The 19,452-nt window shown below is 42.3% G+C and carries 19 protein-coding genes and 1 pseudogene; 12 read left to right on the top strand and 8 right to left on the bottom strand.

The window, feature by feature from the left end; translation table 11 throughout:
- The first annotated feature begins 180 nt into the window (after nucleotides 1-180).
- Nucleotides 181-1,014, top strand: coding sequence for a glycosyltransferase family 8 protein (locus IGK14_RS15425; protein ID WP_010748986.1), 834 nt, complete (start codon nucleotides 181-183; stop codon nucleotides 1,012-1,014).
- A gap of 134 nt (nucleotides 1,015-1,148) precedes the next feature.
- Nucleotides 1,149-1,616, top strand: coding sequence for a TspO/MBR family protein (locus IGK14_RS15420; protein ID WP_010748985.1), 468 nt, complete (start codon nucleotides 1,149-1,151; stop codon nucleotides 1,614-1,616).
- A 47-nt stretch (nucleotides 1,617-1,663) separates the two neighbouring features.
- On the opposite strand, the gene IGK14_RS15415 is transcribed toward IGK14_RS15420, so the two are convergent.
- A complete protein-coding gene (locus IGK14_RS15415; RefSeq protein ID WP_010748984.1) occupies nucleotides 1,664-3,469 on the bottom strand; it encodes a M3 family oligoendopeptidase in 1,806 nt (601 codons plus the stop codon).
- A 400-nt stretch (nucleotides 3,470-3,869) separates the two neighbouring features.
- Between IGK14_RS15415 and arcA the strand changes: the two genes are divergently transcribed.
- From arcA to IGK14_RS15375, 8 genes are all read left to right on the top strand, one after another.
- Nucleotides 3,870-5,093, top strand: coding sequence for an arginine deiminase (gene arcA, locus IGK14_RS15410; RefSeq protein WP_010748983.1), 1,224 nt, complete (start codon nucleotides 3,870-3,872; stop codon nucleotides 5,091-5,093).
- A 19-nt stretch (nucleotides 5,094-5,112) separates the two neighbouring features.
- Nucleotides 5,113-6,132, top strand: coding sequence for an ornithine carbamoyltransferase (gene argF, locus IGK14_RS15405; protein WP_010748982.1), 1,020 nt, complete (start codon nucleotides 5,113-5,115; stop codon nucleotides 6,130-6,132).
- A 17-nt stretch (nucleotides 6,133-6,149) separates the two neighbouring features.
- Nucleotides 6,150-7,085: a carbamate kinase gene (arcC, locus tag IGK14_RS15400; protein WP_010748981.1), complete on the top strand. Its 936-nt coding sequence runs from the start codon at nucleotides 6,150-6,152 to the stop codon at nucleotides 7,083-7,085.
- Nucleotides 7,086-7,126: 41 nt separating this feature from the next.
- Nucleotides 7,127-7,816, top strand: coding sequence for a Crp/Fnr family transcriptional regulator (locus IGK14_RS15395; protein ID WP_010748980.1), 690 nt, complete (start codon nucleotides 7,127-7,129; stop codon nucleotides 7,814-7,816).
- A gap of 63 nt (nucleotides 7,817-7,879) precedes the next feature.
- Entirely contained in the window at nucleotides 7,880-9,331 is a 1,452-nt protein-coding gene (locus IGK14_RS15390; RefSeq protein ID WP_010748979.1) for a YfcC family protein, read from the top strand.
- A gap of 77 nt (nucleotides 9,332-9,408) precedes the next feature.
- Nucleotides 9,409-9,915 (top strand): arginine repressor, encoded by a 507-nt coding sequence (locus IGK14_RS15385; protein ID WP_005230706.1) that lies wholly within the window; start codon nucleotides 9,409-9,411, stop codon nucleotides 9,913-9,915.
- A 214-nt stretch (nucleotides 9,916-10,129) separates the two neighbouring features.
- Nucleotides 10,130-10,645, top strand: a complete 516-nt coding sequence (locus tag IGK14_RS15380) for a VanZ family protein (RefSeq protein WP_438712572.1) — start codon at nucleotides 10,130-10,132, stop codon at nucleotides 10,643-10,645.
- Nucleotides 10,646-10,708: 63 nt separating this feature from the next.
- A complete protein-coding gene (locus tag IGK14_RS15375; RefSeq protein WP_010748977.1) occupies nucleotides 10,709-11,404 on the top strand; it encodes a YoaK family protein in 696 nt (231 codons plus the stop codon).
- Nucleotides 11,405-11,446: 42 nt separating this feature from the next.
- On the opposite strand, the pseudogene IGK14_RS15370 reads toward IGK14_RS15375, so the two are convergent.
- From IGK14_RS15370 to IGK14_RS15355, 4 genes and pseudogenes are all read right to left on the bottom strand, one after another.
- Nucleotides 11,447-12,883: pseudogene (locus IGK14_RS15370) on the bottom strand (IS1182 family transposase).
- A gap of 112 nt (nucleotides 12,884-12,995) precedes the next feature.
- Complete coding sequence (locus tag IGK14_RS15365) at nucleotides 12,996-13,325, bottom strand: SdpI family protein (RefSeq protein WP_034696220.1); 330 nt, start codon at nucleotides 13,323-13,325, stop codon at nucleotides 12,996-12,998.
- A gap of 159 nt (nucleotides 13,326-13,484) precedes the next feature.
- Entirely contained in the window at nucleotides 13,485-13,967 is a 483-nt protein-coding gene (locus IGK14_RS15360) for a VOC family protein (protein WP_010748992.1), read from the bottom strand.
- 39 nt (nucleotides 13,968-14,006) lie between these two features.
- Complete coding sequence (locus tag IGK14_RS15355; RefSeq protein WP_371179787.1) at nucleotides 14,007-14,885, bottom strand: aldo/keto reductase; 879 nt, start codon at nucleotides 14,883-14,885, stop codon at nucleotides 14,007-14,009.
- Between the two features lie 97 nt (nucleotides 14,886-14,982).
- Here IGK14_RS15355 and IGK14_RS15350 point away from each other — a divergent pair, with 97 nt between their 5' ends.
- Nucleotides 14,983-15,351, top strand: a complete 369-nt coding sequence (locus IGK14_RS15350) for a winged helix-turn-helix transcriptional regulator (RefSeq protein ID WP_005233339.1) — start codon at nucleotides 14,983-14,985, stop codon at nucleotides 15,349-15,351.
- Nucleotides 15,352-15,413: 62 nt separating this feature from the next.
- Here the strand turns inward: IGK14_RS15350 and IGK14_RS15345 are convergent, their stop codons facing one another.
- The 3 genes from IGK14_RS15345 to IGK14_RS15335 all read right to left on the bottom strand — a co-directional run bounded on the left by IGK14_RS15345 (nucleotide 15,414) and on the right by IGK14_RS15335 (nucleotide 18,533).
- Nucleotides 15,414-15,713: a hypothetical protein gene (locus IGK14_RS15345; protein ID WP_010748994.1), complete on the bottom strand. Its 300-nt coding sequence runs from the start codon at nucleotides 15,711-15,713 to the stop codon at nucleotides 15,414-15,416.
- Between the two features lie 153 nt (nucleotides 15,714-15,866).
- Complete coding sequence (locus IGK14_RS15340; protein ID WP_010748995.1) at nucleotides 15,867-17,264, bottom strand: L,D-transpeptidase family protein; 1,398 nt, start codon at nucleotides 17,262-17,264, stop codon at nucleotides 15,867-15,869.
- Nucleotides 17,265-17,549: 285 nt separating this feature from the next.
- Entirely contained in the window at nucleotides 17,550-18,533 is a 984-nt protein-coding gene (locus tag IGK14_RS15335; protein WP_005230720.1) for an L-lactate dehydrogenase, read from the bottom strand.
- Nucleotides 18,534-18,888: 355 nt separating this feature from the next.
- Here IGK14_RS15335 and pth point away from each other — a divergent pair, with 355 nt between their 5' ends.
- Nucleotides 18,889-19,449, top strand: coding sequence for an aminoacyl-tRNA hydrolase (gene pth / locus IGK14_RS15330; RefSeq protein WP_005230721.1), 561 nt, complete (start codon nucleotides 18,889-18,891; stop codon nucleotides 19,447-19,449).
- Nucleotides 19,450-19,452 lie beyond the last annotated feature (3 nt).

Genomic DNA, 19,452 nt, shown 5'->3' with positions numbered 1-19,452 from the left:
ATCCCATGGATGGAACAGCTTTTTTGGCGTCTGCCAAGCAAGGGTTCGATTGGCAAGGGTGTTTCACTGAAAGAAAGACCAAAAATCGGGTATACTAGAAGAACAGAAGCTGCGTGCAACAGCAATCGATTTTTTTCCAAAAACCTGCACGCTGCCAGTAACAGAGGAGTGAACAAGAGCATGAATCTACTTTTTGCGATTGATGATCGATTCAGTGAACAATTAAAAACAACGTTATATTCAATCAAACGTCATACGACAGCAGCATCCTTTGATGTCTATGTCTTACAAGAAAAAGAATTGAGCCATGCTGCAGAGCTGGAGGCTTTTTGTCAAAAGCTGGCGATGACCTATCATCCCATCATCATCGGTTCTGGCTCGATTTTTAAAACCGCGCCAGTCAGTGATCGCTACCCTGAGTCGATCTACTATCGATTATTGGCACAAAATTACTTGCCGCAGCAAGTGGAAAAAATCCTGTATCTGGATGCGGATATTTTGTGCATCAATGATTTGCGCCCCTTGTATGAGCTGACGTTAGGGGATTTTCTGTATGCCGCCGCCAGCCATTCTAAGCTGACAGAAGTAACAACAGTCATCAATAAAGTCCGTTTGCGCAATTATGAGTCGGAAGGCTACTATAATTCAGGCGTTTTGCTGATGAATGTGCACCAGCTGCGGCAAGAGGTCAAAGAAGCAGAGATCGCAGCGTTCATTGAGAAAAATCATTTGAACCTCTTTTTGCCAGATCAAGACATTTTGAATGGGTTGTACGGCGATCGGGTGCTGGCGATCCCTGATCAGCTCTACAACTATGACGTACGAAAAAACCGTACCTATGAAACGATCAGTTTAGGGGAATGGAGTTTGGATTGGGTCATCGAGCATACCGTTTTGTTACATTTTTGCGGCAAAGAGAAGCCATGGAAAAAAGGCTACCGCAGCCGCTACGGGGCGCTATACAAGTATGTGGAAAATGAACGACGGAAGTTTGAAGAAAAACAATCAAAGTAGCTGTCATTGAATATAATTATCTTGAAAGAAACGTCCACACGGGCGTTTCTTTTTTAAGCGTTCTATTCTGCTTTTTTTCGATTCGATGGTACGATGAAATGAGAGAGTCATGAAAAAAAGAAGGAGTGGAGAACATGAAATTTTTGATTTGGCTGGTCTGTGTGATCGGCATCGAAGCAACAGGAATCATCTCGAGTTTGTTTGCAGGAGACATCGCTGGAACGTATGCGCAAATGGAAAAACCCTTTTTAGCCCCTCCTGGTGGGATCATTGGGATCGTTTGGACGATTTTGTATGCCTTTATGGGAACAGCATTGTATCTGTTGATCGTAGCCAAAGTCAATCCAGCACTTAAAAAGAATGCCTATATCTTCTTTGCGATCCAGCAAGTACTAAACTTCTTGTGGAGTATCGTTTTCTTTGGCTGGAATGCTTACTGGGCAGGAACGGTCATTATTGTCTTGTTAGTCCTATCAGTGATTATTTGTATGATCCTCTTTGCTCGCATCGACAAAAAAGCAATGTACTTGTTTATTCCTTATTTGATTTGGTGTCTGTACGCAGGCTACTTAACGATTGGCTTAACTTTATTGAATGCCTGATAGAAAAACCCTCTTCCAAGCGTCGTGTTGGAAGAGGGTTTTTTCTTTTAGATATAGTCTTCAGTCAATTCCATAAAGCTGGCAACATCTTTTAGGACCATGTCGATCCCTGCTTGCCAGAAGTCTGGTTTTGTTAAATCAACACCAAGGTGTTTTTGCGCCAGTTCTTCCGTCGTCATTGAAGCAGTATCTTGCAATAAAGCAATGTACTCTTCTTCAAAGCTAGACCCTTTTTCATTGGCATACGCATAGATCCCCATGCTAAAGAGGTAACCAAAGGTGTAAGGGAAGTTGTAAAACGGCACATCATCAATAAAGAAGTGCAATTTGGCTGCCCAGAAATGTGGATGATAAGTTGCTAACCCATCCGCATAGCTTTCTTTTTGCGCCGCTGTCATCATTTCCGTGATTTGCTCCGCTGAAACTAAGCCGTTTTGACGGGCTTGGTAGAAGCTGTTTTCAAAAATAAAGCGTGCATGGATGTTCATGAACATCGCGATCGCATTTTGCATTTTGGCATCCAATAGATTGATTTTTTCTTCCTTCGTTGTCGCTTCTTTGAGGGTTGCATCAGCAACGATCAATTCAGCAAAGGTACTTGCTGTTTCGGCGACGTTCATGGCATAGTTGCGGTTTAATTCTGGTAGCTCCCAAAGAACGCTGCTGTGAAACGCGTGACCTAACTCATGGGCAAGCGTCGCTACTTCGTTGACTGAATTGCTGTAGGTCATGAATATACGTGACTCTTTGGTTTCTGGCAAGCTGGTGCAATAGCCGCCAGGACGTTTGCCAGGACGATCTTCTGCTTCGATCCAGCTTTTTTCAAAAGCAACTTGGGCAAAGTCAGCCATTTTCGGACTGAACTTACGGAAGTTTGTCAAAATAAAGTCAGCTGCTTCATCAAAGGTGTAGGTTCTTTCTTCCATGTCCCCAAGGATGATCGGCGCATCTTGATCTTGCCATTCCATTTTTTCTTTGCCGAAAAGCTGGGCTTTGCGGGTCAAGAAATCAACGATCGGCTGTTTGTTCTTTTGGATCGTGCCCCACATAGCATCCAATGTCGCTTTTTGCAGACGATTGTATTCTAATGGTTCTTTCAAGTAATCAGTGACACCGTGAAGCTTGAAGGTAGAAAGGCGGAAGCCGTCTAAATGGTTCAAGGTATCTGCAAAGAGGTCTTCTTTTTCTGCCCAAGTCTTTTCCCAAGTGTCAAATAAACGTGCACGAACTTCTGGATCTGGATCACCCATCATTTTATTGAAGGCTTGACCAGCGGACAAGTTGATCGTCGTGCCGTCTTCTTGAAGGAAAGGAATTTCGATCGAGGCAACGATCGTATCGTAATGTTGGCTCCAAGCATTTAAGCCATCTAAATTTAACGTGTTGATGATGGTTTCTTCTGCTTCAGATAACAATTCTTTGCCGTCGCGACGAATCTCGCTTAGACGAAAAGCGATTGGTGCTAAGTTTTCCGCGGTAAGTAAAGCGGTCCAATCATCCTCAGAAATTTCTGTCAATTTTTTCGAGAAAACGGTTTGTGCTGCTTGCAATGCTGGCAGTTTTGCGTAGAGGTCGCCTGTCAGGATTTTGGCTTTGCTGTCGTTGACATTCGCTGAAAGCAAGGCATTGATAAAGCTGCCACATTGTGAAAATCCCTGATTGATTGTGCCAGAAAGTTCGATTAATTCCTCTAATTTTGTCGCATTGTCTGTAGCGTTTGGTGCCCAAGCGTCAACTTTTTCACGGTAAGTTTTGATTTCTTCTTCCAGCTGGCTCATGCGTTCTTTTAATTGAACAGAATCACTGCCTCCTGGAAAAATTGTTTCTAGATCCCAATTGATTGAATAGGTCATTCCTATCAAACCCCTTTCTTTTCCTACGATCTTATTAAGTATAGCATAGCCACATTTAGTCGCAACCATCGGATTTTTTTAATCGAAAAAGGAAAGCTGTTGGTTGAAAAAGTTCTTTTCTTTCGCAAGCTTTGCCTGCATTGGTCGGGGACGTCAAAATCAAAGAAAAGAACAAAATCGATCATTTTTTCATTCTCATCAAATTCTTATTTAAAAATTGCTGAATAAATATTACATAAAAAAAAATAACAACGAGTAAAAAAACGCTCGCAAGAAGATATTCACTCTTTATTGCATAATGACAAATGCTTTGCATAATGAAGGCGAAATACGTCGCTTGGTAAGCGCATACATTCTTGTACTATGTAGGCGTAATCAAAACAAAGGAGGATGTAAAGAAATGTCAAATGCTATTCATGTTTTTTCAGAAATCGGCCGCTTGAAGCAAGTCATGCTCCATCGCCCTGGTCGAGAATTAGAAAACCTCGTGCCCGATCATTTAAATCGCTTGTTATTTGATGATATTCCCTTTTTGGAACAAGCAAGGGCTGAACATGATCAATTTGCCGATGTATTGCGTAATAATAATGTGGAGGTGTTATATTTAGAAGATTTAGCAGCAGAAGCGTTAACTAGTCAAGAAATCAAAGAGCAGTTTATCAAGGAATATTTAGAAGAAACAACGTTACAAAGCCCAGAAATCATTGCTGAAATTACCGATTATTTCTTATCTTTTGAAGATAACCGTCAATTCATCGATAAAACGATGGCAGGTCTAGCGAAAAATGAATTGAAATTGCCCCATAGTCAAAGCTTAGCTGGTGCTGTGGATGACCAGTATCCGTTTTTGATCGATCCAATGCCGAATTTGTATTTCACTCGCGATCCGTTTGCGACGATCGGTAACGGGGTTTCCTTGAATCGTATGTATTCAGAAACAAGACGTCGTGAAACATTGTATGGCAAATACATTTTTGCTCATCATCCAATGTTCCAACAACAGCCACCGCACTTGCTTTATGACCGTGATCAGCCAACACGAATTGAAGGTGGCGATGAATTGGTTCTGTCAAAACGAGTGTTAGCGATCGGGATCTCCCAACGAACAGATGCCACTTCCATTGAACAGTTGGCTCGTAATGTGTTCCAACATGAACCAAGTTTTGAGTACGTCTTAGCTTTTGATATTGGTCAAGAACGCAAATTCATGCATTTAGATACGGTATTTACAATGGTTGATTATGACAAATTTACGATCCATCCAGAAATTGAAGGCGAACTGACCGTTTATTCAATCTCACGTGACGGGGATGGCGTAACCATCAAAGAAGAAAAAGATACGTTAGAAAACATTTTGTGCCGCTACTTAGAATTAGATGCAGTGGAATTGATTCGCTGTGGGGGGAACGATTTGGTCGCTGCAGCTCGGGAACAATGGAATGACGGTTCCAATACCTTGACGATCGCACCTGGTGAAGTCGTGGTCTATGACCGTAACACGATCACCAATCAAAAATTAACTGAAGCCGGCATCAAATTGCATAAAATCTCCGGCAGTGAATTGGTTCGCGGCCGTGGGGGCCCTCGCTGCATGAGCATGCCATTTATCAGAGAAGATATTTAATCTAGAGGAGGAATTACTAATGAAACAAGTATTTAAAGGAAGAAGCTTCTTAGCAGAAAAAGATTTTACGAAAGCCGAGTTAGAATACCTTATTGATTTTTCCATCTATTTGAAACAGTTGAAAAAGCAAAATATTTCTCATCGCTATTTGGAAGGCAAGAACATCGCCCTCTTATTTGAAAAAACGTCGACTCGGACACGGGCGGCATTTACGACGGCTGCCATCGATCTTGGTGCCCATCCAGAATTTTTAGGTGCGAATGATATCCAGCTAGGCAAAAAAGAATCCGTTGAAGATACCGCCAGAGTTTTAGGCAGTATGTTTGATGGCATTGAGTTCCGCGGGTTCAGCCAACAAGTCGTTGAAGATTTAGCCAAATTCTCTGGCGTTCCTGTTTGGAATGGCTTAACCGATGAATGGCATCCAACCCAAATGATCGCTGACTTCATGACGATCAAAGAAAACTTCGGTACATTAGAAAACATTACGTTAGTCTATGTGGGCGATGGCCGAAACAATATGGCGAATAGTTTGTTAGTGACGGGGGCGATTTTAGGTGTCAATGTTCGCATCTGTGCACCAAAAGAACTTTTCCCAGCTGAAGAAGTGACAGACTATGCCAACAAATTTGCCAAAGAATCTGGCAGTCAGCTGATGGTAACAGACGATATTCAAAAAGGCGTCAAAGATGCCGATGTTCTGTATACCGATGTTTGGGTTTCAATGGGGGAAGAAGACCAGTTTGAAGAACGGGTGAAGCTGTTGAAAGCTTACCAAATCAACCGCGAAATGGTAATGGCTACTGGAAAACAAGACGATGGCTTGATCGTGCTTCACTGCTTGCCAGCGTTCCATGATACGAATACGACGTATGGAAAAATGATTGAAGAAAAATTCGGCATTTCTGAAATGGAGATCACAGACGACATTTTCCGCAGTCAATGGGGCCGTCAATTTGAAGAGGCGGAAAACCGAATGCACTCGATCAAAGCAATCATGGCAGTAACCTTAGGCGATCTCTTTATTCCTAGAGTGTAAGAAGGAGCAGTGAGCAGATGAGTGAAAAGAAACCAACGATCGTTGTCGCCCTTGGCGGCAACGCTATCCTAGCAGATGATGCCAGTGCCAAAGGGCAAAAAGAACGGCTTAAACAGACCGTCGAGTATTTAATTCCCCTGATCCAAAAAGATGTTCATTTGATCATTACCCATGGGAATGGGCCTCAAGTGGGAAATTTGGTTTTGCAGCAACAAGCCAGTGATTCTAGCAAAAACCCAGCGATGCCTTTAGATACCTGTGTGGCAATGACGCAAGGCAGTATTGGCTATTGGTTACAAAATGAGCTGAGAATCCAGTTGAAAGAAGCCCAAATGGCTAAGCCGGTGGTGACAGTGGTGACGGAAATTACAGTCGATGCCCAAGATTCAGCATTTGCCCATCCGACCAAACCGATCGGTCCTTTCTTAACGGAAACAGCTGCCAAAGAAGCCATGGCGGCAACAGATGCCATCTATCGTGAAGATGCTGGTCGTGGTTGGCGGAAAGTCGTTGCCAGTCCAGCACCACAAGCGATTCAAGAAGTTGCCAGCATCAAGGCGCTGATTGAACAAAACACGATCGTTATTTGCGCAGGCGGCGGGGGCATTCCCGTGTTAGATAATGGGCTGGGGGTTGAAGCCGTGATCGATAAAGATTTTGCTTCTGAAAAATTGGCTCGTTTAGTCGATGCGGATCAGCTGATCATTTTGACGGGCGTGGAAAAAATCGCTTTGAACTTTGGCAAGGAAAATGAGCAGTGGTTGGATCATGTGACCGCCGCTGAATTGGAAACCTATGTCGATGAAGGGCATTTTTCACCGGGAAGCATGTTACCGAAAGTACAAGCAGCTTTGAATTTTGTCAAAATGGGCACGGAAAAACGGGCAGTGATTACTTCCTTAGATAAGCTGGCAGAAATTGAAGACGCTGGTACACAGATCACCTGGAAATAAGCGAAGTAGCAAAGCAAGTCCAAAACATTGGAGTGAGAGAAATGATCGACTACCAAATAAAAGATCCATCAACAAGAGCGAATAGCTTTCAATGGCTGGAAGAAGAAAATCAACAGCGGTTGAAGGAGCATATTTACTGCCGTACGTACAAAAAAGGCCAAGTGCTTTTTTATGAAGGCGACGTAAGAGATCGGATATTCCATGTGATCGAAGGTCTCGTACGGATCGAAAAAACCGACGGAACTGATTCCTATTGTTATGTAGATTTTGTTGGGCCTGATCAGTTATTTCCTTTGATTGGCTTGTTTGAAAGAGACAACTATGATGTATCGGCATTCGCTGCAACAGACATTGTCGTGCAGTTTGCAGCGATGTCGCTGTTTGAACCGCTGGTTGTTTCATCTACAAGTCAGTTGCTGTGGCTGAATAAGCAAATGAGCCAGCAGTTGGAGAAGCAAAGACGCCGAGTGGAGTACTGTGTCACCTCTAGCGCGCAGACAAGAGTCGTCAATACGATCGGTCTCTTGATGATCGAGCACGGACAGTCACAAGGAGAGCAGATTCGCATTCCTTTTCCAGTTTTTATCAATGATATCGCTAAATACAGTGGAACGACGCGAGAGACGGTCAGTCAAACCATCAAGGCGCTCGTGCACAAAAGAAAGATTTATTATCGTTACAAAGAACTCATTATTTATGACAAAGATTATTTTTCCCATGTTGCGAATTGACCACAGACAGACTAGCTGTTGGCAATTTGCACCTAAGATTGATTCAATAGAGGAGGAACGAAGATGAAAAAAAAGCAAAAAGAAAAAAAGTCGCTGACATCGTTCAGTATCTTATTTCTGATCATTATTGCGTTGACGGTCGCTTCTTGGCTACTAGCTGGTCAGCCCTTTGCACCTTCATTACCAGCAGGCCAAGAAGAGATGGTCAGCCAAGTCGTCGGTGCCAAGTTTTCTGATTTCTTTATGGCGCCTTTTAACGGATTTCGTGATGCGATCGAGATCTGTGTGTTTATTCTTTGTTTGGGTGGCTTTTTGAATATTGTCACACGAACAGGCGCTTTAGAAGCTGGTATTCAGCATTTAGTCAAAAAACTCAAAGGCAACGAGTTGATTTTGATCCCGATTTTGATGGTGTTGTTTTCAATTGGTGGCTCAACTTATGGAATGGCGGAAGAAACGATTCCGTTCTATTCCTTATTAGCAATCACAATGGTGGCATCGGGCTTTGATACGATCGTCGCAGCAGGAACCGTCATGTTGGGGGCGGGTGCCGGTGTGATCGGCTCCACCGTTAACCCTTTCGCTACTGGGGTGGCAATGGATGCCTTACGAAGCATTGATATTGCTCCGAATAATGGCACGATCCTAGTAGTTGGCGCATTGCTTTGGTTAGTCACGACCGCGTATTGTATCTTTGTGGTGATGTCTTATGCAAAAAAAGTCAAAGCCGACAAAGGCTCCACGATCTTATCGCTGCAAGAGCAAAAAGAAATGGAAGAGCATTTTGTCAAAGACACGAACGAAGCCTTGGCGTTTACGCAAAAGCATCGCTTGATTTTGACGATTTTTGGCTTATCCTTTGTGATCATGGTGGTTTCCTTGATTCCTTGGGGCGACTTTGATATCCATGTGTTTGACGGTTGGACCGCCTTTTTGACCGGGAATAGCTTCGGTGAATGGTATTTTGGTGATTTGGCTATGTGGTTCTTCTACGTCAGTATCATCATTGCATTGATTCAAGGATTCTCAGAAAAAGAAATCGTGACCAACTTTATCGATGGGGTCAAAGACATTTTATCCGTTGTCTTGATCATCGTTGTGGCACGGGGGGCTTCCTACATTATGCAAACGACGTACTTGGATCTGTTTATTTTGGATCGGGCTTCCCATCTTTTAGAAGGGTTATCACCTGTCCTGTTCGTAATTGGCGCCTATATTTTGTATCTGCTCTTATCGTTCTTGATTCCATCGACTTCAGGACTGGCATATGTATCGATCCCTATCATGGGTGCCTTGGCGCAAAGCATCGGACTCAATCCGAACGTCATGGTCATGATCTTTACTGCTGGTTGCGGATTAGTGAATTTGATCACACCAACTTCTGGCGTCGTGATGGGCGGATTGGAGCTGGCGCGGGTCAACTATTCTACTTGGACTCGCTTTATGCGCAAACCGTTACTGGTTATCGGAATTTCCAATCTTGCCATTTTAATCTTCTCGATGTTGTTCTTGTAAGCTGCGTTTCAAGAAGTGAACGAGACGGATCAACTATTTCAGTAAGCGAGGCGACTTGAGAGGAGCGGATCAAGTAAATGAAAAAAAAAGAGCGACAAGCAATTATCAAAAAACTCTTTGTCCTACATCGGATTGAGTCTCAAGAAGAATTGATGAATTTATTAAAAAAAGAAAATGTTTCAGCTACCCAAGCCACGATTTCTAGAGACATGCGGGAAATGAACATCGCTAAAACGTATGCCAAAAATGGCCGACCGTATTATTCGATCTTTGAATCCAAAGAGCAGGATCTAGAAGACAGAATTGCGTTTTCGATGTATGAGTATCTAAAAAAGATTACGCAGATTGACTTTTTAGTTGTCGTTCATACGGCTGAAAACGGCGCCGATGTGATCGCCAATTATCTTGATGAAATGGAGCTGCCAGAAATTGTCGGCACGATTGCAGGGTTTGATATTTTATTGATCATCACGCCGTCACAAGAAGCGGCAGCAGAGGTCGTCGAGCGGTTGAATCATTATGTAGAAGGCTACGAGATGGGTTCGTCATTGTTTACTGGAGAAAAAAACGCAAAACAGCCCTGAGAATCGTTGAAGGAGCTGAACGTCACAAGCCCCAAGATCTCACAACCAAACGGGTGACGGCTTTTCATACCGATGGCTATTTTTAAAAAGAAAGAGTGCTTCTAATCTTGACGGAAGCACTCTTTTTTTGTGTGCAATGTCTCCATGGTTTGCTGGAAAAACAGTTGCATCACCAAATGAAAATGGTAAGATAGGAAAATGAGGAGTGAAAACTATGAAAAAATTACTGAAAGAACCGAATTTTTACTTTTGTATTGCAATTGCGGTAATGGTCTTCCTCTTTATCAGCTCTTCACAAACCTATGAGCAGCAATCGCAAATTGGGTTGCTTTCACGAATCTTAAAAAACGAACCATTGAAAGAGTGGCTAGAGAAGATTTCTTTTTCCTATGCTGGTTCGGAGATCAGCATTGCGGAAAAAGGCTATTTCTCATTTGTGGAATTTTTCATTCGTAAAGGCGCGCATTTCTTTACCTATTTTGTCCTAGGTGGCAGTTTGTTCTTAACGCTTGTTTTTCGAAAACAGCCGTATTGGCTAGCCGCTTTTTTTGCTTGGTTGGCAGCCACCGGCTACGCTGGGATCGATGAATACCATCAAATGCTGACGGGAGGACGGACGCCGCTTTTTCAAGATGTCATGCTGGATTCAGCTGGAGCACTGACCGCCGTTCTTTTGGGCTGGTTGATTTGTCAGCTATCGAAAAAGTCACCTAAACGCCGCAAAAGATAACGAGTTTTCGGCGTTTTTAAGCGTTAAGCTGTCAGAAAGTATAAAAAACAAGAGGCGAAACCAATGGAAAAAAGTTTGAGTAGTGCCAAAAGAAAATCGGAGTTTGTCGTGCATGAAAGTTTACCGGTGGGGATTCTTCTTGCTATGGCGGGCGGTTTTTTAGATGCGTATACCTACTTGTTTCACGGGGAAGTGTTTGCAAGTATGCAGTCGGGGAATGTCATTTTGTTAGGGATCAATATTTCAACGGGGCAGTTTGAACAAGCCTTTCGATATCTGCCACCAATCTTCATGTTTTTAGTGGGGATCGTAGTGACGAATTATCTGCAGCATCATTTTCCGACAGGGGGCTGGATCGTTTGGCAAAATGCCGCATTGATCTTTGAAGCAATCGGTATTTTTGTTCTGGGCTTTTTTGCTCGATCATTACCCAATGTCATGATCGATTCGGGGTTATCTTTTTTTGCGGCGATTCAATATGCCGCCTATCGTCGATTGGCAGGGATGCCCTATGCCACCACGATGACCACCGGCAACTTACGTTCACTGGCTGATTATGTGTACATGCGCTGGTTTAAAAAGGACCGATCAGTGACGCCCAAGATTATTTCTATTTCCTTGATCATCGGCGGCTTCTTTTTTGGTGCAGTCTTAAGCAGCTTGCTAGGGATTTTCTTATTCCACCGCACTATCTGGGTGGTTTCAGGGATTTTAGCCTTGGTGTTGGGGATCACAATCCATCATCAAAATAAACAATAGAAAAAAGACATTCGCTGGAATGTCTCAGACTGTAGACAAACCTTATACAAACATGAGGTTTGTCTTTTTTCTATGTAATATTCTATGGATAATCGATAGATTAGGCAGTTTTCCTTTAGGAAAACGTCTCTTTTGCGCTCTGATCCTTTTTATTTTTGCTAGCTTTTTCATATTAAGACACGCAAAAGTAAGCCCAATTTTCATGTGCATTTTTTCAATTCCTATTTGATTGGTATAACGTAACCCATGAAATTCTTTTGCTGTCCCAAAAATTCGTTCAATGGTTTCTTTTCTCTTTTTATAAAGTTCTTTGAACCAACTTTGATGGCGTATCTCTTCACAGGTCTCTATAGCTTCAGCCCAAATGTGTCTAGTGATTACTTTGATATGATTTTTTGAGTTGGTACACTTAGACAAGAAAGGACAATTTTTACAATCCTTTGGATTGCTTTTGTATTCGATATATCCTTTGCGATTGGTAGTGGCATAAGAGAGTATTTTATTATTGGGACAGATATAACAATTATAGTAATCGTCATAAACATATTCATGTTTCTTGAAATAGCCTTTTTTAGTCATAGGACGTTTGTATGGGAAAATTGGGGTCAATTTATGTTCGAGTAGTAAATGTGCAATTGCTGGTGTCTTATACCCAGCATCCATAATTAATTTTTCTAGGGGAAAAGCTCCTTTGAGCTTGTTAAATAAAGAAACAAACGTACGACTGTCATGAAAGTTCCCTGGGTGTGTAGTATAACCTAATATCCATCCATGTTTATCACACGCCACTTGTGAGCTATAGGCAAAAACTTCTTTGTGTTCACCTTTATGAAACCAACCACTTTCAGGATCAGTCGTACTTCTTTTTTTCAAGGAAGTTTTACTTTCTGCGTTTGTTTCTTTTAAGGGCTTTTTTAAATGTTTTTCTCGATTCTTGGTGATTTCTTTTGTCAGCTTATCTGTATAAAAAACAGCTTGTTCCATTACTTCGACAGATTCTTTTTTGTTACGATTCGCATGTGCTTTAATATGCGTACTATCAATAAATACTTCGGAAGTATCTACGATACCTTCAGCGATACATTGTTCTAGAATTTCATAAAAAATTTTTTCAAAGAGATCTGTTCCTTTGAACCGTCACGTATAGTTTTTACCAAATGTTGAAAAATGAGGAACGGGATCTTCTAAACTCAAACCTAAAAACCAGCGATAAGCGATATTCACTTCTATTTCTTTTATTGTTTGTCTCATACTTTTAATACCAAATAGATATTGAATCATTGGTAATTTAATTAGAAGAATAGGATCCAAGCTAGGACGTCCTTGGATTTCATCGTATTTCTCTTTAACCAATTCATAAATAAAGGAGAAATCAATACATTGATCTATTTGCCGCAATAAATGGTCCTGTGGGACCAAGTCTTCAAGAGAAAAGAAACCGATTTGTGCGCGTTTACTCATATCTTGTTTTGAGAGCATCTGGATACACCTCCAATTGATACTCTTATTTTAACGGATAAAAAAAGACAAAGCACTAAAAACTAGTACTTTGTCTACAGTCTGAGACATTCGCTGGAATGTCTTTTTTGTCTTACTTTTTGGTGCTTGTGCGTGAATCTTTGAGATACAGTGCCGTTTCTACGAGTAGCGCTGCTAGAAGATAGCTGCCAAAAACGGCTACTTGGTAAAAAGCCTCTGTGATCAGCTCGTTGCGCTGCAATAAAACGACCCCGCCTAGAAAGAGCATCGCTAACAGGGAGAACCACTGCTGGGCAAAACGCCAATTGCTGACACTGGCTGTACTGCGCTTGGTGCGAAAGCCGAATACATAATTGGGTTCTTCTCGGTAAAAGCACCAGAAGACGATGAAAAAAATACCCGTAAAAATCAACAACAAAAGTCCAATATCGATCGAGATCACTACCTTTCACGTGCGATTTGTTGGATAAGTAAGTGAAGCCGCTAAAGATGAGTACATACTTATTGTATCCGCTATGAACGCTTCTATGAAGGGGAACAATCGAAAAATACGTGCTTCTAGCAAAAAAAACGGATGGCGATTTGCAGCGCCATCCGTTTTTTATCCCCGTTGAAAAGGGCCTTTTGGTGCAATCAATTCAAGATTGGTGCCGTCTGGATCTGTAAAGTAAGCGACGCCTGTCCCAAAGCCGCTTTTCAAACCGTCTTGTGCTTCAAAAACGATGGGGGTGCCGTCAGGCTCAACGCCAATGGCTTTTAGACGAGCAACGGCTTCATCAATATTTTCGACTTCAAAACAAAGATGCATCGCGCTGATTTGCTCATTGGAATAGCTAGCTTTGTTGGATCTTGGTTCGACGTATTCTAAAAGATCGATGTTGAGATTGTCTAAATGAAGATTGGCATATTTGATCAGTGTATCTGCTAATCCTTGCGTTTGCGCCATGCGTTTGCCGCCGATCGTATCTTGATTGGCGATTTTCTTTCCCGTTAATGCTTCATAAAATTGGATGGAACGTTCGAGATTGCTGACGGTGATTCCAACATGGTTGACCATTGAAAAGCCTGTGTTTGTGTTTGTCATTATACTTCCTCCTAAGGTTTTGTTTAGTATATCGTTTGGTTAATGAAAATCGAATGTGTCTGGATCTGGACCCACTCGTAAGTCTTCATTTAATGCGTTCAAGCGGTCCATGTCAGCTTCTGATAAATGGAAATCAAAAATCGCTGCATTAGCGATCATTCGCTCAGGGTGCGTCGATTTGACATTGACTAAGATCCCTTGTTGAATAGCCCAGCGTAAAAGCACTTGTGCCGCTGATTTTTGCTGTGCATCGGCGATCGCCAAGACGGTGTCATCTTTCAGCAGTTTGCCTTGCATCAATGGCGACCAAGCTTGGATCGCAATTGCTTTTTCGCCACAAAAAGCCCGCAGGTCTTGTTGCGTCAGTTTGGGGTGCAGCTCGATCTGATTGATAACAGGAACGACCTTAGCAATGGCCAATAATTGCTCCAGATGATGGATCTGGAAGTTGCTGACCCCGATCGCTTTGATTTTTCCAGCCGCATAGAGGTCTTCCAAGGCACGCCAGGACTCTTGAAATGCTTGATTTCCTGGCCAATGGATCAAGTACAAGTCGAGATACTCGAGGTTTAAGCGGGCCAGACTTTCATTGAAGGCGTGGATCGTTTCATCATAAGTTAAATGATCGTTCCAAAGTTTGGAAGTGACAAAGAGTTCTTCACGAGCCAACCCCGTTTCTTGTAAGCCTTGTTTGATTCCTGCCCCTGTTCCTGTTTCATTGCCGTAAATCGCTGCTGTATCAATCAGGCGATAGCCATTGATAATCGCTTGCTTCACGACCTCTGCTGTGTCAGCTTCAGGGATTTGAAAGACACCTAACCCCAACCCGGGGATTTCGCTGCCATTGTTCAGGGTAACGGTATCTGATAATTTTCCGATCATAAAAACATCTCCTTTATTTTTTTCTGGTATCATCATATAATGAGGAGGTAAGGTTGTATAGTACGTACTTTTTTGTTTGATACACACCTTTTGGTAACATTTATGTGTTTGCAGACTTGATGAGGTGGAAAAAATGGAAGAAAAAATTTATAATATCGGTGTTGAAGCAACCATGGATGTCATCGGCGGGAAGTGGAAACCCATCATTCTTTGTAATTTACGCCATGGGGCATTACGTCCCAGTGATTTACGGCGGAAGATCCCTGGCATCAGTCAAAAAATGTTGACCCAGCAATTGCGGGAATTAGAAGAATCTGACATCGTTACTCGCAAGTCCTATAATCAAGTACCACCTAAAGTTGAGTATTCCTTGAGTGAATATGGAGAAACCTTAGGCGGCTTATTGGATACTCTTTGCCAGTGGGGCACGATGCACGTTGCTGCACTGCAAGACAAAGGAGAGCAAGTTACTTTGTTAGAACAAGAAGAAGCGATTGTCTAGCAGAGGGCAATTGGCATGAGAAAAGGCGGCAGAAACCATTGGTTTCCGTCGGCCTTTTTAGGTTATGCTTGTTGGATCAATTCTAGAATGGCCTCAGTATTCATCCCGCTGTAATGATTGACGGGAAACGAAAGGCGCTTGATGCGTGGTGGGATGGCCTGCTTGATCATCGGATCTGTTAAAGAAAGCAAGGGATCGACCAAAACGAGTTTTTCTTGCGCAAAACGATAATTCGCCAGACGTTCTGGTGTCACAACAGTTACGCTGATTTGATCCTCTGACAGCAGTTGGATGTTGCGGGCGAAAATTTTAATCAGACTTCCAGCTAAAGTAGAACGATCAATAAAAACGACTTTTTCCAAAATGATTCTCCTTATTAATTAAAATGGTTAATTAAGTATATTAATTAAATCGTTCTTTGTAAATAGGAACATTTGGGAGACAACAAAAAAGCCGCAAAAGATTTTCTTTTGCAGCTTTTGGTTCGTCTATAAAAAGGTTTGATTCTTTTTCGATTAAATCACGATCACGGGTGTCCCGACTTCGGCTTTGCTGTACAATTCTTTCATCACGCCTGGCGGAGTATTGATACAGCCGTGAGAACCACGGGTTTTCCAAAGATCGCCACCGTATTCCGTCTGCCAATCAGAATCATGGATACCGACACCAGTCCAATCGATGGGCATCCAGTAATCAACAGGGGACGCATAATCTTCACCAGTCAAGGTTGCATCTTCTTCTTTGTTCCAGACATAGAAGACGCCAGTTGGTGTTGGTGTGGCTGGTTTTCCGGAAATTATGGCTGTTTCAAGAACAAGCTGTCCGTCTTTGTAATACCACATGTGTTGGTTTTTTAGATCAACTTCGATATAGGTGTTGCCAAACAGCGGACTGCCTGCATCGGTGCTTCCTTGAGCGATCGGTGTACGCGTGAAGTCTTCGCCAGCTTTTAACGCCTCGATCAATGCTTCTGTTTCTGCATCGGTTTGGATCGTCCAGCTAAGAGTACCGGCTGGGACTGTCACTTCGCCTTGCTTGGTACTTTTGAAGGTCGAAGAATTGGTGCTAGTATTGTATTGTTCGCCGATTGATGTGACATAGCTTCGTACTTTGTCTTCGTCGATCGTTGTGTTGCCGTCTTTATAAGAGAGCCAATCCATGATCGTTTCTCTTGGGATTTGAAACGTATTTCCGTTGATCGTATAATTGCCAGTTACTTTGGCGATTTTATTCAACGAATCCATTTCTTTCGTTAAGTCTGGATCATCGGCGGTCACACTTGGTTTTGTGACATAATCAACGAGATTCAGTTCCTTTTCGCCGCTGACGATGGCTTCTTGCAAGTCTGCCACTGCTTTGTCAACATCGATGGCATCGCCGTCAACTTCTGATTTGATAGAAAAGCCGTCTTCGCCTTTTTCCAACGTGGCATCAGCCGATTTGGTACGATCTTCATTTAAGGTTTCGAGTTCTTTTTGGATCGTGTTGGTCTCGCTAGTCAAGGTGTCTTGGTCTACTGAGAGATTGTCTAATGTTTTTTCTTCGGCAGCCGAAACGTAAGCCATTCCCCAGCTCCACTGGTTTTGTTCATCTTTTAATGATTGCAGCTCATCGGTGAAATCCGTCTGCAAACCAAATTGAGCAAGGTTGACTGTTTTCCATTCGCTATCACCATCTTTGATGGTAAAGTCTTCTTGTGAATAGCGATCATGCAGCAGGGCGTTGGCCTCGACAACGGTTTTGTTGCTGATGTCGATCCCATCGATTTCAGTCTTTGGTAGAAAACGGTTTGCATAATATGTACTTCGGTAGGTATAGCCGCCAGCGATCACTACGAGTAAAGCAGCCACAACGATCAGAACAATTTTCTTCGTATTATTCTTGGCGTCAGTATGTTTGTTTGAACGAGTCATTCAACTACTCCTTTTTTTCTAATGGCATAATAGATAATAACGCTTAAATCATACCATATTCCCACGGGAAAGCGAATATGGCAAATGAAACTTCCATGAAAAATAGAAAATTCTTAAACTATCTTTAGGCAAGCTGTAGAAACGCATTTCTTACGATAAAAAAACTGAACGAATCGGCAGCAAGCCATCTTGATCAAAGGATTCTGAAAAAGAGTGAGCTGGAGGATTCGTTCAGTCGCATAATTGACTAACTAAAATTGACTATTTAACACGAGGGAAAAGAAATTATTGATTGTCTTCCGCATCTAATTTTGCAAAAGCTTCATCAAGAATATCTTTTAATTGTTTTGCCGAAGCGGCCATCCGGTCTTTTTCACCATCTGTTAATGGGATCTCAATTACTTTTTGAATCCCTTGGGCATTGATGACTGCAGGCGCACCGATGTACAAGTCGTTTAAGCCGTATTCGCCGTTCATGTACACAGATAATGGGAGAACAGCATTTTCATCGTCTAAGATCGCACGAGTGATCCGTGCTAAGGCTACCGCGATCCCGTAGAAGGTCGCACCTTTTTTCTCGATGATGGTGTAGGCTGCATCACGAACACTGAAGAAAATGTTGACCATTGCTTCTTCATCGATGTCTGGGTTGTTTTTGACCCATTCATAGATTTGTAAGCCAGCTACGTTGGCATGAGACCAAACAGGGAATTCTGAATCGCCGTGTTCCCCTAAGATATAGGCATGGACGTTACGGGCATCGACATCGACCAATTCAGCCAATGCTTGACGGAAACGGGCAGAGTCTAATGAGGTACCTGAACCGATAACGCGTTCTTTCGGGAAGCCTGAGAATTTCCAAGTAGAATAAGTCAAAATATCGACTGGGTTTGCTGCAACTAAGAAAATTCCGTTAAAGCCTGAATCAACGATTTGGGTAACTACTTCACGGTTGATTTTCAAGTTTTTATGAACTAAGTCTAAACGGGTTTCGCCTGGTTTTTGAGGCGCACCAGCAGTAATAACGACTAAATCAGCATCATGTGCATCTTCATAAGAAGCGGCATAGATTTTTTTAGGGGAAGTAAATGCCAAAGCATGGGACAAGTCAATTGCGTCGCCTTCTGTTTTTGCTGTATTTATATCAATGATTCCGACTTCTTGCGCAATGTTTTGGGTCACCAGCGCAAACGCGTAACTAGAACCAACCGCACCGTCTCCAACAAGAATTACCTTTTGGTGATCTTTTTTGTTCGTTTTTGCAGTCATCTGTGTATCATTCCTTCCGCATAATTGTTTTACTCGCTATCATCCTACCATTTTCAAGTATGTTTGTCATGTGATTTGCACAACAATATTACACAAAATATCGCTGTTTCAGTTGTAAATGCTTTCTTTGTTATTACGTCAAAAAGAATATATATCAAGGTTTTATTAAGATTCGTTAAGAAAGATAAAAACTGAGCAAGAGGGTGCCACCATAACAGTCCATTTCGTGTTATAATTACCTAAGCAAAAGAACTGGGCGCATTTGTGTGCCCAGTATTTTGTGTTTGGATAAGAAAACCGATAAAATAGATGAAGAATCAGCTTGAAACTAGAAATAATGGAGCGTAAATAAAAAATGAAAATGATTGTAGGCTTGGGAAATCCTGGCAAAAAATATGAAAAAACCAAACATAATGTTGGCTTTATGGTAGTGGATGCGTTGGCACAAAAGTACCAAGCAACCTTTAAAAAGTCGGCTTTTGAAGCAGAGGTGGCAGAGTTTTTCTTGAATGGTGAAAAAATCCTTTTGGTCAAACCACAAACTTTCATGAATGAATCCGGTCGTGCGGTAGGCCCGTTGATGACCTATTTTGGCATCTACCAAGAAGAACTAGTGGTGGTCTATGATGACCTCGATTTAGCATTAGGGAAAATTCGTTTGCGCCAAAAAGGCAGTGCAGGTGGCCACAATGGGATCAAGAGTTTGATCGCTCATTTGGATTCAACAGTCTTTGACCGTATCAAAATCGGGATCGATCGTCCACGTCCAGGACAAACCGTGGTCAATCATGTCCTGAGTCCTTTTGCAAAAGACGACCTGCCCATCGTTTTACAAAGTATTGATAAAGCGGTCGAGGCAAGTAGTGATTACTTGACCAACGGCGACTTTCTTGCCACAATGAATCGATTTAACTAAGGA

Source organism: Enterococcus sp. DIV0970a (genome assembly GCF_051711265.1).
In the GTDB taxonomy this organism is placed as follows: domain Bacteria; phylum Bacillota; class Bacilli; order Lactobacillales; family Enterococcaceae; genus Enterococcus_D; species Enterococcus_D casseliflavus.
Note: the sequence above shows the minus strand (reverse complement) of the source record. Positions and strands in the feature narration are given on the sequence as shown.